Below are 15,043 nucleotides of genomic sequence, written 5' to 3'. Positions count from 1 at the left end.
TTTACACCCTCTTCTTTGTTAATTTAAGTAATACTTTGCTCAAGCTTTCTTCCGTAAGATCCTCTGCATCAGCAAAATCTGATACCGTAAAAGCAGACTCTGTTGTTGGTTTATTTATAAGTTGACGAAGATGCCTCAACATACCATCTGCTATCACTTGAATTTTTAATTTAGAAAACTGTTCCCTACTATACATCCAAATAAAATGTAACTTTTCATCTTTCACCATTCCGATAACATCAATTAGATGAGATGGTTTGGAATCTGGAGCATGATCTAAAAATGTAAATCCTGTCTCTTGCATAAACAAAGAGTCCCTTGAAAACACCTGATCAAATTGGCCCAAATAGTTAAAGCTTATTGAAGGCTTTTGCTGATAAAACGGAAGTAATCCTTTATTCAAGTAACGTAAAATACCATAGTCAACTCCGCGATTTGGGATTCGACGCAATTGCTCTTTGACTGCCTTTAACCCTTCAATAGGTGTCTGAGTTCCTTGAAAATTGAGATGAACGGGATAAATACTCGTGAACCAGCCCACTGTCCTTGATAAATCAATACCTTCAATCATCTCTTCTCTCCCGTGTCCTTCTAGATGAATAGAAACGGTTTGCTGATTTGTACAATCGACGATAGCTTGTCCTAATGCTGTTAATAGTACCTCATCAATCCTTGTCTTATGAGTGACTAGAACTTCGTGAAACAATGCTTGTGTTTCTTCTATTCCTAAAGTCCTCGTCACTTGATCAATCGATTCTTCTGTCGTTTCTTGTATTGGATAGTCCATTGGAATTTTCATCGTTTCTTTTTCTACTTGTTCATTCCAATAATCCTTTACTTCTTTTGAAATACCCGAATCACTGTATGTCTGAAGTCGTTCAGACCATTCTTTAAAAGATGTACTTTTCGCAGGTAAGCGAATTTCTTGACCTTGTTTCATTTGGTTATATACCACCTGTAAATCTTCCAATAGAATCCTCCATGACACTCCATCTACTACTAAATGATGTATCACCCAGAATATCCGATCATTTCCAGTCAAGTTATCTTCAAAGTACACTACTTTCATTAACGGACCAGTAACTATATTGAAACTAGCTTGATGAATGTTCATCTCTTCTTGTATTATTTTATTCCACTCTTTTTCATTAACTTGATTCCGTTTTACAACATGGAGTACTGACAGCTCATCAGTCTCTTCATTTCTCTGCCTCCACGTTCCGTTTGGTAACTGTTCGTACCGGAAACGTAAAGCATCATGATGTTTCAGTAAATTTAATATCGCTCTCTCTAGTAATTTCACATCCAATCTTTCTTTTACTCTTAAAAGCATTGATTGATTCCAATGCTCTGTATGTGGATGTTCTTGCTCGAAGAACCAGCACTGAATTGGAGTAAGAGGCACATCACCTATCACAATTCCCTGCTCCGCTTGTACTCCCTGCGTTTCTATAGCCACTTGTGCCAGCTCAGCGATAGTTGGGCATTCAAACATTTGCTTTGGAGTAAGTTTTAACCCCACTTGACTTGCTTGAGATATGATTTGAATACTGAGAATCGAGTCGCCACCAATTTCAAAGAAATTATCATAGATTCCCACCTTTTTAACACCTAATACTCTCTTCCAAATGGTAGTTAGTATCTGTTCGTTACTATTCCGAGGGCCAACACATTCACTATTAATCTGCGTTTCCTCCGGCATAGGTAAGGCCTCACGATCAACTTTACCGTTAGCTGTAAGTGGAATAGCTTCCATCGCCACAAATCCCGAAGGAACCATATAACTTGGTAGTTTCGCTTTAAGATACTCTCTCCACGCATCTACATTTCCATCTCCTACAACATATGCTACTAATCGTTTATCGCCTGGCTGATCTTCTCTTACAATTACAACTACCTCTTTTACATATGCATATGTATGTAAAGTAGACTCAATTTCCCCAATCTCAATTCGGAAACCACGTATTTTAACCTGATGATCAATTCTTCCACGATAATCTAGATTCCCATCTGGCAAATACCTCGCTAAGTCTCCTGTCCGGTATAATCTTGCTTTCAGATCACTACTAAATGGATGAGATATAAAACGCTCTGCTGTTAATTCAGGTCTATTTAAATACCCACGTGCAAGCCCTGCCCCGCCAATATAAAGTTCACCATCAACACCTATAGGAACAGGTTGTTGATAAGCGTCTAATATATACACTTCTAAATCGGGAATCCGCTTTCCAATATTACTTCTTGAAGCCTGCTGCACATCATCTAAAGTAATTGGATAATATGTAACATGAACTGTAGTTTCTGTAATTCCATACATATTAATTAACTGTGGGTTTTTCTCCCCATACCTTTGAAACCACGGTAACAAGCTAGTAGGTTCTAACGCTTCTCCGCCAAATATGACATAACGCAGCTGCAAATTTTTATTCTTATCTTCTTGTTCACACACTTGTATTAATTGTCGAAATGCGGAAGGTGTCTGATTTAGAACTGTGACTTCTTCCTCCACCAATAATTGATAAAAATCCTTAGGTGATCGACTAATCCAGTACGGAACAACAACTAATTTTCCACCATATAATAATGCTCCCCAAATTTCCCATACTGAGAAATCAAATGCATACGAATGAAAAAGCGTCCAAGTATCTTTTTCATTAAACTGATACCAACAATCCGTCGATTTAAATAACCGAATGACATTGTGATGCTCTATCATAACGCCCTTTGGATTTCCCGTTGATCCCGAAGTATAGATTACATATGCCAGATTTTGGGGACCGACACTAGAAACCGGCAAAGTCTTACTTTCTTTCCCAATCTCATCTTGATCACGATCCAGGCAAATCGACTCAACATTTTCTGGTAACCAGTTCAATTCTTTTAAACTTTCTTGCGTTACGAATAACTGAATGCTAGCATCTTCTAAAATATATTGAAGTCGTTGCTCTGGATATGTTGGATCAAGTGGGACATAAGCCCCACCAGCCTTCAAAATCCCTAAAATACCTACAATCATCTCGTGGGAACGTTCAACGCACAGTCCAACTAAAGTATCAGGTCCTACTCCTTTTTTCTGCAGATAATGAGCTAACTGGTTTGCACGTTCATTAAGCTCCTTATAAGTAATTTTTTCTTTTTCATACGTAACTGCAATAGCATTTGGATAAATCATCGCTTGCCGTTCGAACATTTCATGAATAGTTGCTTGAGGCGGGACATCCAGTTTAGGATTGTTGAACTCAACTAAACTTTTTCTTTTATCTTCCTCAGAAATGATTTCTATTTCAGCAACCTTCTGCTTTGGGTTTTCAAAAATATTTTCCAGTATCACTAGCATAACGTTAAAGAATCGTTCTATCTCTTCCTTAGAAAATAGCTCCTCACGATAATCAATATGTACATGTAAAGAGTCTATATCAATTAGATTTTCAATATGCACTGCAAAATCTTGTACTTCTTCACGGTTTGGAATCCATAGTGAGTCACCACTTTCATCACGATCCCTATAATCAATCGTAGTTCCGAAAAGTCTCACATTACTGTTACTCTCTTTATTAATCTGCTTTAATAACAAATCAAATGGATATTTCTGGTGTCTTAATGATTTACTTTGTTTTCTGGACACCCTACTAATAAATGAAAGTACTTCTTCTTCTGGATCAATATCCATTCTTAAAGGAACTGTACTCACCATCATTCCAATCAATTTTCGTTCCATTTTAGTCATACGGTTGCCGTAAGCCATTCCTAAACCAATATCAAGCGATGAGGTCCACCGATACATGGACAACGAGAAAGCAGCAACAAAAAGAGTATATAAACTAATTTTGTAATCTTCAGAAAATTTTTCTATCTTTCTCTTCAAATGTTCCGTTAATATAAACGTCTCACGTGATGCTTTGGTACTAACTTGGTACGTATTATAAGGCTTCAACCCGGTCACAGATGGCAGTGTTTTAAATTCCTCTAACCAGAATTTTTGATCTTTTTGAAAACGACTACTATTCAAGTATGTTTGTTCATTAGTCAGAAATTGAACATATGAATTTTTAATTTCGCCTTCCTCATTCTCGTTATGCATGTCATAATAATATTTTGCAATCTGCTCAGTAAATATTTGAATTGATAAACCATCCATAATAATATGATGAACATTTCCAAAGACCGCACATTCATTATCGTTTAATTTTATTAAAGCGAAATAGTATAAATTCGAATTAAATAATGTAAACGTTTCTTTTGTTTTCTGCTCAATCCATTCCTCAAGCAAATTTGTATTCTCCACATTACTGAAATCAAAAAACTCAAATTCTTGTTCTTCATGTTTAATAAAATATTGTTTAGGTTCTTGATGCCCATTTTCTTTTAACCTAATGCACAGACCGTCATTTTCACTGATAACGCGATTCACAACTTGGTTTAATTTTGAATAGTTCATTTTTCGATGAAGTTTAAATAAAAATCTTAAATTACATATTCCTTTATCAGAATGAATAACTTCTGTATACCATATTCTTCGCTGCGGATGGCTTAATGGATAACATTCCTCATTGGTCATAAAAATCTTCCCTTCAAAAATTATTTGCTCTTATAGGTTCGTGTTTATGTTTAGCCCATAAATATTTCTGCAGTGAAACTCCAATTACTCCAATAATAACAAGCCCAATCCCTCCATAAACATAGAGTTGAGTTACTCCAAACAAATGCACTAATGGACCACTCATAGCAGGAGAAATAATTAAAACTGCGTTTGTTAAACTGCTTTGTATACCAAATACTCTTCCTACTTGATCTTGATCCGATTCTATTTGTAAAATGACTTGATTAGATACAAGCATCAGCCCACTTCCGATACCAGCGATAAAACTAATTAAATAGGCTAAAACGAAGACCGTACCGGGCGTTATCAAACCAATCCCCCCAAAACCAATTCCCATTAAAACCATACCTCCACATACTACCCAGCCATATTGAAATTGTTTTAATTTCTGAGTTAGTAATGCACCAAGTATTCCGCCAAGACCAATAATAGAAATGATATATCCCATTTTACTTTTATCATGTGGGAATAAGCTCTTAAATAAAGTTGGAAATTGTGAGTCTACTAATTGTAATACCGCCATGGCTATTGTAACGAAAATCATGGTTGATAATATTATCCGATTAGATAACACATAACCCCACCCTTGTACCCAAGCGGTCCAAGTACTTTGTTTTTGCTTTTCAACAAATTCTTTCGATATAGTTTCTTTAAATTTTATTGTGGGTATGAGAACTAAGGTAGCTAATAAACAACTTATAGCTCTTATAATGAGGCAGAACTCTGGTTGAAACCAACTCAGCAACATGCCCCCTATAAGTGGGCCTACTATCTTTGTACCCTGCTCTACTATTCCGTTGATACTTACTGCTTTAGTAAGCAAGTCCGGGGATACAATCTGTCTTGTTAGTGTTTGCTGTGCAGGATAATAGAAAACAATAAAAATGGAACGAATCATTAATGCCACTAAGAGCCAGTGGATATCTTGTACAAATAAAAGAGCAATTGTTATTAGACCAACCATTAGATTACAGAACATCATAATTGGAATTTTTCTAAAACGATCTGCAATAACACCTGCCCATGAGCCAAAAATAATTCCAGGAAGTGCATATGCAACAGGAATCAATCCAATCATAGTAGGATCTACTTCCCATTCAAACCCAACTATAGTCATAATCGCTAACATATCAATAAAAACACCAAGCATAAGCAATGAATAGGCAGAGAAAACTTGTAAATAAACCCTATTTCCTAATAGGCCTTTTGAATCAGTAGTTTTCATAAAAGCAAGCTCCTTAGGTTACTAATATAAACGCTTTTGCGTATAAGGTACCTCTTTATTAAACTTAATTAATCATTATTGACATCTCACCTAGAATTTAACTTCGTCAAAACTCAAACCGCTCTTATTTTTCATATATTTAAAATAGTCAGACAAGCGAAAGCGTACCTATTTCTTCATTTTTATATCAACTGTTACAAAATATATCTTTACCTTACACTAATAACAGCTAAACGTTGCCTTAATATAACCCTTTACAGTCGTTTGCACATTCAATTCACATCCTTTTTAAAGTTGGCTTTTTTCTATCTCAAATACTATCACACAAATATTTCACCTACTATATTCATAAAGTTGAAATATTTGAATCAGAAAATTCGGATAAAAAAACCAAATCCACAAATCATAACAAAACTATTATTTGGTTATATTTTCATTTTATAGATAGCTTTAACCATAGGAATATTAAGAATAAAGTTTTTTAATTTTATTAATATAATAATTTATAGAGACTATAAATCCTACTAAATAAAAAGGTACATATACATTAAAGTATATGTACCTTTCCCTATCCTACATATTTTCTATTCAAATTAATTCCAATAACTAAAGTTGATAATAAAAATATAATATTACTAATCACTAATGTACTCATAACAATAATTGAATAATATAGTATTAATACTTCTGCACCTACTACCTATTTTATTTATTGGATATTTATACTTCAAAAAAATTACACATCATTCACAATTAGGATACATACCCAAAATATCATTTGAACATGTTATTATATTTTAAGATAATATAAAATCAGTTTTTCTATAAGAGAACTTAATTTTTATGTAGTACGAAATTGTTAGTAATACAGTATATACTAATTTAGTTATAAAAACATTTAAAGACCACCTATTTCCATAAGTGATCTTTCTTTGTGATTCTGTATTTGTGCACTACTGTAGAAATATATCGTAGAAACGCTTTGTTTGCTAAATGTTTAGTTCTTTCCATTTACTAAAAAACATAGCTTCATACACTTAATATCATATTCGTTACATTGCAAACTATTATTTTGTCTTCTGTACAGGCAAACTACTAAAAATCAATTCAGCAACTTTTACATATCCTTTTGAGTTTGGATGAATTAAATCCTTAGACCAAAGCGTATTGTCATTAACTAAATGATGATTCCAAAAATCAACATGATGAAGCTTATACTCTCTGCTCAGTGAATGTATAACTTCATTTGCCTCTAATAATTGTTCTTTTATTTCTTGTTTTTTTTCAGAAGCAAAAGGAAGCCTAACTGTAAAATCAGGAAGGTTTGCTATAATAATATCAGCCCCTGCTTTACTTAATGTATCTATCATAAATTCCATATCGTTCTTATATGCATCATGATTCCAACGTCCTTTTAAAACATCGTTTGCCCCTGCAATGAGACTAACCAAATCTGGATTAAAAGTTAACGCCTTTTCCAATTGCTGCAAGCGAATTTCTTCAGTTACTAACCCACGCTTTGCAAAATTGGCATATTCTATATCTTTTTCACACAGTTGAACAAAATGATCTACCCAGCTTTTTAATGCAATTCCCTCAACTTCATCCCCTATCCCCTCTGTAAAACTATCACCAATTGCTACAAATCGCTTCCACATATGTATTCCCCCTTTATTTTTAAACATATCTATACTATACAATAGCTCACACCGTAATTGTTATTTCTAAGTGGTTTTCGATTTCAATTATATTCCACTTTACTATATTTACATTTAGAATCCAAAATTGACCGATTCCCAAGTATACTAAGGAATCGGTCATATTCGTATATTTACTAAAGAAATAAAATCCCTCTAGGACTTATACTTTTTTCAAAAAATTTGTTGTTCTTTGTTTTGCCCAGTTGATACATTTCTTTTCGATTACATGATACGAAACTATAGAAAAAAGTAGTGTCATTGCAATGCACAAAGTAAGAAGAAAAAATTACACCCTGACATTCCAAGCTATCCACATAAGAATCTATAGTGCTTTGAAACCTTTTGTTTCAAACTAATATTTAGTTGTATCCTATAAAATTAGCTTTTTACTATATCAATCGTACGATCCCACATACCACTAAAAAAAGATCCTGTTTTACGTATAAAACGTGTAAGCCAATTTGCTTGTTCCACATCAGATTTTGTTACAAGGTCTATTTGTAATGAATTACCTGATAAGAACCCAGGATCTGTATTATCTTTAGACGAGATAATCATTTTACTAATTGTTACACCTTTTTTAATAGGCGCTTCTTGTTCCGTATTCGATACTTTAAATTCTTTTTTATAAATGTCTTTATTGCCCTTCGGCATTGGAAGTGAAACAGCTTGCTTCGTTTGAACTACTACATCTTTGTCTTTTGCATTTGCCACTCGAACTGTTTCATGTCCTTTTATTACTGAATCTTTTCCGTAGACATTCTTCACTTCAAAATTCGCAAATCCATAATCGTATAATTTCTTTGTTTCATCAAAACGTGCCGTATGAGATTTTGCTTTTATCACTACAGAAATTAGGCGCATACCATTTCTTTCTACTGTACCAGTGAAACAATCTCCCGCTTCTGGAGTCGTTCCTGTTTTCAAACCATCTACACCTTCATATTGCTTAATTAAACCTTTTAACATCCAGTTAAAGTTCGCCATATCAATTGGATATTTACCACCCTCTTGGAATGTTTTTTTAGGAATTTTTGCTGTATTTAATATTTGGGGAAAATCTTGAATAAGACGTTGTGCTAAAATTGCACAATCCCTTGCAGACATTTTATTTTTCTCGTCTAGAGTTGTCCCTTCTAGGTGATATCCTTTTAAATCTTGATTTGTTAAGCCGGTAGAGTTTACAAACTTATAGTCTTTCATACCAAACTCTTTTGACTTATCGTTCATCATTTTTACAAAATTGACCTCTTTACCAGCAATCTGTTCAACTAAAGCAATTGTTGCACCATTTGCAGAGTAAATTGCCATTGCCTCATATAACTCTTTTACCGTATAAGAGCCACCATTTTCTAATGGAACATTTGATAGTGAACGATCTTGCGAAATCTTATGTGCATATTCAGAGATTTTAACTTTTTGATCCCATTTAAGTTTTCCTTTATCCACCGCTTCATGAACTAAGTATTCGCTCATCATTTTTGTCATACTAGCAATTGCCAATGATTCATCTGCATTTTTTTCATATAAAATTTTTCCAGAATTTGCTTCTATTAAAATTGCTGACCCTGCTTCAACGTCTATAGCAGGATCTGTTTCCGCTGCTGCTTTTCCAATTGTAACGACCATGCTACAAAATATTGTAAGTACTGTTACTATTGCAATAACTCTATTGCAAAACATACCTTTCACTTCTGTTACCTCCAATTTCTTTGTACTTAAAAAAAGCGTTATTCTAACATAATCCCGCAAAAAAATAGAAAGTGTTCTCAAATTGTATATACATATAAAACGTTAGAATCGCTTTCATATAGACCATCTCATCCGACATTTTCAGGTGCGCTAATACTTTGTATTCCCACACATATCCTTATTTTTAATCCCCTTATATTTTTCAAAATGATTCACACTTTCATATTTTTTTAGGATTACAGTTAATAGACAATCTAAATAATACATTTGTTCCACATTTACAAAAAATAAAAAACTACACCCTATACTGGATGTAGTTTTTCTAACTGATTTATTTATTTTTCACTTCATTTTTATAAAAAGCAAATAATGGTTCGATGGATGGACTAGATAACAGCGGAATTGCCTTCTCAATCAATTTCCTATCCCAATCAAACCAACGCATTTCCATTAACATGTTTATTTCTGTATCAGTGAATCGTTTCTTTATTTCCTTAGCAGGATTTCCACCAACTATTGTATACGGCGGAACATCTTTACTTACGACTGATCCTGCAGCAACAATTGCACCTTCACCAATAGTAACGCTAGGCATTATTATAGCATTCATTCCAATCCAAGCATCACTTTTAATGACTGTATCTCCCTTAGGTTCATATGATTGTTTAATTTGCTCAGCGAATGGATATACTGTAATCCATTCTGAGTGATGATTATGATTACCACCCATTAAAATGACTACCCCGCTTGCTATGCAAACATAATTCCCAATAATGAGTTTGTCAAGGTGCCATCCCATCTGTTCAATTGGATTGAACAGTGCTTGGGACTTAGCATCTCCCCACAAATACCTTACACAGCCATCTTCAAAATTTTGATGACTATAATAGCCTGAATAATAGGAGTACTCTCCTACTTCAATGAGTGGATTTGTTACTATATCTTTTATATACTTTGTTTCTGACCAATGATTAAATAATGGATGCTTCATAACTTTATTCCTCGCTTCTAAGTATTATATATATTGCTATTTACTTAGAAGCTTACTACGACTGCTACATTTTTTAGCTTTCTCAAACGACGAATCATTATCTTCAAGCCTTTCTTTTATACTATAAAAAAGCATAACGCAATACATTACACTAGTCAAATTGTGTAATTTTGAACACATCTTAAACAGTGTAATACTGCAATAGGAACATGAAAACACTCTAACTTTGATACAAATAATATATTGATTACATTTAGTTCATATTTTGTAAAAAAATCTTAATTGCCATGACAAAGCAAACAATAACCACTATTGGTCGTATTAATGCCGTCCCTTTTGTAAGCACCATCTTCGCCCCAATATATGATCCTATTATTTGACCAAGCATCATAATCAATCCAATTGTCCAATCGATTTGGCCAAAAATAATAAAATACAACAAAGCAGCGAAATTACTTGTAAAGTTCAAAATCTTAGCATTTGCAGTCGCCCGTGTAGCACTATATCCACATAAGAGAATGAATGCTAAAGCAATTAAACTACCTGTTCCTGGGCCGAAGAAACCATCATAAAATCCCAGTAACGGAGCCACTGTTAACGCAAACAACAACATACTTATTTTTCTCGGTCGATCTTCGTTTGCTATATTTGGAGATAATAGAAAATAAATGCCAATAAAAACAAGTAAAAAAGGTAATATCATAATTAGATATTCTGCTCGTATCTGTAAAACAAGCCATCCACCGAAAACTGATCCAAAAAAGGTCATTAAGATGGACAAACGCATTTCTTTAAGATTAATTTCTTTCTTCTTAATAAAAAACACTGTTGCCATGAGAGTTCCGCTACTCCCTTGCAGTTTATTAGTTGCTATCGCTACAGAAGGAGACATACCTACTAATAACATTATCGGGATAGTTATCATACCACCGCCTCCAGCAATCGTATCTATCCATCCTGCTAATACAGCTACTAAAAATAGTAGTATGAGTAATTCAATAGTAAAATCCATACAAAGAATATGGGAAGGCTTGAGCTATTATACCCCAAACCTCCCCATCTTCCCTCCTCTCTTTAAACTAGTTAATTAAATCTTTAAAGTAACTTTCTTTCTGATCACGTAATCGGCTGGAAACGTATTGCCTGCAAACAATTCTTCTTCCGTATTTATTATTTCCAATCGGGATTTTATATTCTTCCTCAGATAACCTTTCTCTACCATGAGTTACATTTGTTTGTTTACCATAGTATGAATTTGGTATAAGTAATAAATCTTCAGATGTAAGTGGAACCTTATAAGTAGGCGTTGTTCGTAAGAGTTCTAAAAACATGTCAAATTTCAATTTTTCTTCTTCACTTTCTCCCACATAAATCAATCTATTTTCTGCTCCATTTAAACAAGTTGCAATAATATCGCCATTATCATCCAAAAATATAATTTGGTTTATTTCCCCTACAAATCCAGATATTTCACCATCAGCCATTCCTGCGATATGAGCAATAGGCATTTTACTTATCGCCAATATGTCATCTTTACTGAAGTGATTTTCTTCAAGATGCTTTTGAAGTAATTTTGGCGTTCCAATATGAGTTTGAGTTTTTAAATTTAACACTCCTTTTAATAAAAGAGCATCAACTCTAGTAAATTTGCCACAAGTAATTTCAGACACTATTCGTTCCACGGATTTATTAAGTCTATTTGATACAATTTCTAAATTTGTATTGAATGTATTCAATCTCGCTTCAATATCTGACTGGTCTTTCATATCTGTATACACTGTGGCATCGTTATGTTGATAAAAGTTCCCGCCACCGGTGCTTGCACCGACATTTCGCAAAACTTCATCGTTATTTAAAGGCGAAATAAGATGAAATCTATTTTTCCCAGCATGTTCGGATGGGTGAATTAAAGCATCATAATTAAAAAGTGTGGCAAAAAGCCAGGTGACCCATTCTGCATAAAAATATTTTTTCATTCTATCGTGTTCGTCTTCACCATAATTAAAACCTCTGCGATTTTCCCCAGGTAATAGTGTTTCTATAGGATCACATGGAGTATTTTTAATAAGGATAGGCGGTACGTTCCCGCCACAATTCGCTATTTTTATCATATGTAGTAGGTTTTTCATATCTGAATTCGGATTTTTCTTTGAATAGTCAATCAAACAATTAAGCCACTCTTTTGAAAAATATGCTGCTATTTCTTGATCACAAGTATAAGGATTATGAGTTTTTAATTCATTTTCTATCAGATTCTTCATTTTATCCTTCAATAGATTCGGAATAGTAATTTCCTCAATTTCTGTAATCTGCAGTATTCCTTTATTCATTATAAAACCTCCGTTGTTTTATTTTTTACACCCTATCTTCATTAAACAAACTATCCACTTCTTTTTTACTCCTTTACTTTTCGTCAGAGCTATTAGAATTACCGATTTACAAATAAAAAACATGGAGTATAAGAGATTTGTTCTTAGCTACATTTCCCCCACGAACCTCTATTGAATTGACAAATTTAATTTGAAAATCTGATTCATTTTCATACTTTACTTTCAAACTATGTTTATATGATTTTCAATTCAAGTAAGAGTATTTCATTTTCTAAAGTTTTCCTAATTTTAAAATCAGAATTTTCAATACAACTATGTTAACATTAAAAATATAACACGAAACCAAAAAATGTAAATGAATAGTTTTTTCTAAAAAATAGTCAGACTATTTACAAGGTAATTCGTATTCCATTGAACCAACTACGGCCCCTCAATTTTATTGATAACAATAAAAAAGCCCCCTAAATGAATAGAGGACTTTGTCCAAGTATATTCTATTTTAAAGTTCTTACTTATCTTTTACTTTAAAAGATATTGCTGTAACTTCTTTATTAACAGTTCCATCCCGTTTGGACTTACAATAATCTTCCCATTCGCTAACGAAATATTGCTGTCTGAAATATCTCCTGTAAGTGCACAAGCTCTTGGAGATTGATATTTTCGTAAAATAATCTGATCCTCTTCTATAAACATTTCAAGAGAATCTTTTTCTACAATTCCTAAACTCCGTCTTATTTCCATTGGAATAACAATACGCCCCATACTATCTGCTTTACGAGTAATTCCTCTTGATTTCATAAAATGCCACCCTTTATATTTATCTAATATTACGGTATTCATTTTAGCAATAAACAACAATTAGGAATAGTTCGTATTACAGTACTTTTTTTAGAAATAAATAACAATTAGGAATAGTTTATGTTAAAATTCTTTCTTGTTTATTCTTGATTTTTAATATATTTTTCCTTGATCATTTTTATATATTGTTTTCTTTCAGTTAGTTCAAATATAAATAATGCTTTTTTTATGTCTGTTAAACCAACTTCATTAGAGTGCTGAACTTTCAATAAAATTGCACCTTTTTCAAAAAACAATTCACCTAATAAGTATAAAGTATTCATATTTATGGCTAATTTTATACCTATTTCACTATACTTTATTGCTTCTTCATATTGATTTGCAAGGTGTAAACATTTTGTTAACGTATGAATGAGTCTTAATTTGATTTCTTTTTCTCTAGGAAATTCTATCTTATTAAAATTAATTAAACTTTGTTTTAATATATTTATACTTTTCTCATACTCTTCATTTTCTGCATGTATTATAGCAATTGAATTCATTATGCTTATTTCTTTTTCTGATAAAAAGTTAGTACTACTTAAGGTTTGTTTTAGTGCTCTATTTAAAATGTCAAAAGCATTACTTGTTGCTCCATTTACATAATATATAGCAATCGCTTCATGCCATAATAAAAATTGTTTATCCTCTTTCGATTGGAAATTATTATCATTTTTCTCTTTTTTTACTATTTCATAAAGCTCATTATATTGTTTTTGTTTTACACAATCTCTCATTACACATTTTACATTTTCAATATATTTTATTTTTTTATTTTTGGTTAGTGCGAATATATAATTTGGATCAATACCAAGTCTTTCAGATAATTGATACAACAATATGCTAGATGGATAAATAATACCTTTTTCTATCTTACTAATTTGACTTTGTGAACATATTCCATGACATAATTCAGATTGTGACATGTTTTTTTTCTTTCTAAGTTCTTTAATAATAATACCAAGATTGTAGAATTCCATCTTTCCTCCCTCAAATGTAACACTTTATGAGTATAAGAATATTTTCCAACTTTTAATGTAATGTAAAATTGATATAGTTACAATTACTAATTATATGGATTTATAGTTTCTTTTACAAACTTGTATCACAATACGAGAAATTATTAAAATATGGTTCACTAATAATCAATGTGCGTTTTATTCACCCCCACTGATTATTAGTCCACCCCAGGCAGGCTTTTACAGGGAGTCCGACTTCTTTGCCACATCTAAATTTTGAGGTCGGAGTCTTACTACCCGCAAATAGCTGGATTAAAATAAATATGATTTTTCACCTTTATTTCTTTTAATAGTTTCTTTTGATTTTTATATAAATAATTTCGAAGGAGCGTATTTTATGAAAAGAATGTTGACCGAAAGAGAGTTAGAAGTGGCTATTTATGTAGCAAAAGGATACACAGATGCAGAAATTTCAAAAAAAATATATGTTACCCCTCGAAGAATTTCAACGATAATTAATCATATTAAAGAAAAATGGCATATTAATTCTAGAGTGGAATTAGGTATTTTAGTTTATCATTATGGTTTTATAGATGCACCCTTATTTTCAAATAAAAAAATTCAGCTATGTAAAAAGGTTGTACAATAGATAGCTGAATATAACGAGTTTAAATTGCAAATAAAAATAGAAGAGCAGACAAACTTTTAT

The 15,043-nt window shown here is 32.6% G+C and carries 10 protein-coding genes and 1 pseudogene; 1 reads left to right on the top strand and 10 read right to left on the bottom strand.

Annotation, left to right across the window (positions count from 1 at the left end):
- Position 1: 1 nt before the first annotated feature.
- From NST27_RS11955 to NST27_RS11910, 10 genes and pseudogenes are all read right to left on the bottom strand, one after another.
- Complete coding sequence (locus NST27_RS11955; protein WP_047386139.1) at positions 2-4,558, bottom strand: non-ribosomal peptide synthetase; 4,557 nt, start codon at positions 4,556-4,558, stop codon at positions 2-4.
- A gap of 13 nt (positions 4,559-4,571) precedes the next feature.
- Positions 4,572-5,825, bottom strand: a complete 1,254-nt coding sequence (locus NST27_RS11950; RefSeq protein ID WP_000858613.1) for an MFS transporter — start codon at positions 5,823-5,825, stop codon at positions 4,572-4,574.
- 1,067 nt (positions 5,826-6,892) lie between these two features.
- Positions 6,893-7,483 carry an SGNH/GDSL hydrolase family protein gene (locus NST27_RS11945; protein WP_000265873.1) on the bottom strand — a complete coding sequence of 197 codons (591 nt, stop codon included), beginning with the start codon at positions 7,481-7,483 and terminating at the stop codon, positions 6,893-6,895.
- Positions 7,484-7,685: 202 nt separating this feature from the next.
- Positions 7,686-7,811 (bottom strand): annotated as a pseudogene (locus NST27_RS11940) (acyltransferase family protein); the annotation flags it as partial.
- Between the two features lie 92 nt (positions 7,812-7,903).
- Positions 7,904-9,217: a D-alanyl-D-alanine carboxypeptidase family protein gene (locus tag NST27_RS11935; RefSeq protein ID WP_000677705.1), complete on the bottom strand. Its 1,314-nt coding sequence runs from the start codon at positions 9,215-9,217 to the stop codon at positions 7,904-7,906.
- A 331-nt stretch (positions 9,218-9,548) separates the two neighbouring features.
- Positions 9,549-10,208, bottom strand: coding sequence for a CatB-related O-acetyltransferase (locus tag NST27_RS11930; RefSeq protein ID WP_000682539.1), 660 nt, complete (start codon positions 10,206-10,208; stop codon positions 9,549-9,551).
- 253 nt (positions 10,209-10,461) lie between these two features.
- Entirely contained in the window at positions 10,462-11,220 is a 759-nt protein-coding gene (locus NST27_RS11925) for a TSUP family transporter (RefSeq protein WP_000347986.1), read from the bottom strand.
- A 67-nt stretch (positions 11,221-11,287) separates the two neighbouring features.
- On the bottom strand, positions 11,288-12,538 hold the full coding sequence (locus NST27_RS11920; protein WP_001032365.1) for a hypothetical protein: 1,251 nt from the start codon (positions 12,536-12,538) through the stop codon (positions 11,288-11,290).
- A 519-nt stretch (positions 12,539-13,057) separates the two neighbouring features.
- Positions 13,058-13,336 (bottom strand): AbrB/MazE/SpoVT family DNA-binding domain-containing protein, encoded by a 279-nt coding sequence (locus tag NST27_RS11915; RefSeq protein WP_000842216.1) that lies wholly within the window; start codon positions 13,334-13,336, stop codon positions 13,058-13,060.
- 140 nt (positions 13,337-13,476) lie between these two features.
- Positions 13,477-14,355, bottom strand: coding sequence for a helix-turn-helix domain-containing protein (locus NST27_RS11910; RefSeq protein WP_000397984.1), 879 nt, complete (start codon positions 14,353-14,355; stop codon positions 13,477-13,479).
- Between the two features lie 376 nt (positions 14,356-14,731).
- Here NST27_RS11910 and NST27_RS11905 point away from each other — a divergent pair, with 376 nt between their 5' ends.
- Positions 14,732-14,983, top strand: a complete 252-nt coding sequence (locus NST27_RS11905) for a response regulator transcription factor (RefSeq protein ID WP_000827560.1) — start codon at positions 14,732-14,734, stop codon at positions 14,981-14,983.
- Positions 14,984-15,043: the final 60 nt, after the last annotated feature.

This window comes from Bacillus sp. FSL W8-0770, from assembly GCF_038008705.1.
Lineage (GTDB): Bacteria > Bacillota > Bacilli > Bacillales > Bacillaceae_G > Bacillus_A > Bacillus_A cereus.
The sequence above is the reverse complement of the archived record's forward strand: the minus strand, read 5'-3'. Positions and strand labels throughout refer to the sequence as shown.

Bases quoted from the DNA above. Each gene is read 5' to 3' on its own strand.
- NST27_RS11955 (WP_047386139.1), bottom strand. From the start codon at position 4,558: ATGACCAATGAGGAATGTTATCCATTAAGCCATCCGCAGCGAAGAATA.
- NST27_RS11950 (WP_000858613.1), bottom strand. From the start codon at position 5,825: ATGAAAACTACTGATTCAAAAGGCCTATTAGGAAATAGGGTTTATTTA.
- NST27_RS11945 (WP_000265873.1), bottom strand. From the start codon at position 7,483: ATGTGGAAGCGATTTGTAGCAATTGGTGATAGTTTTACAGAGGGGATA.
- NST27_RS11930 (WP_000682539.1), bottom strand. From the start codon at position 10,208: ATGAAGCATCCATTATTTAATCATTGGTCAGAAACAAAGTATATAAAA.
- NST27_RS11925 (WP_000347986.1), bottom strand. From the start codon at position 11,220: ATGGATTTTACTATTGAATTACTCATACTACTATTTTTAGTAGCTGTA.
- NST27_RS11920 (WP_001032365.1), bottom strand. From the start codon at position 12,538: ATGAATAAAGGAATACTGCAGATTACAGAAATTGAGGAAATTACTATT.
- NST27_RS11915 (WP_000842216.1), bottom strand. From the start codon at position 13,336: ATGAAATCAAGAGGAATTACTCGTAAAGCAGATAGTATGGGGCGTATT.
- NST27_RS11910 (WP_000397984.1), bottom strand. From the start codon at position 14,355: ATGGAATTCTACAATCTTGGTATTATTATTAAAGAACTTAGAAAGAAA.
- NST27_RS11905 (WP_000827560.1), top strand. From the start codon at position 14,732: ATGAAAAGAATGTTGACCGAAAGAGAGTTAGAAGTGGCTATTTATGTA.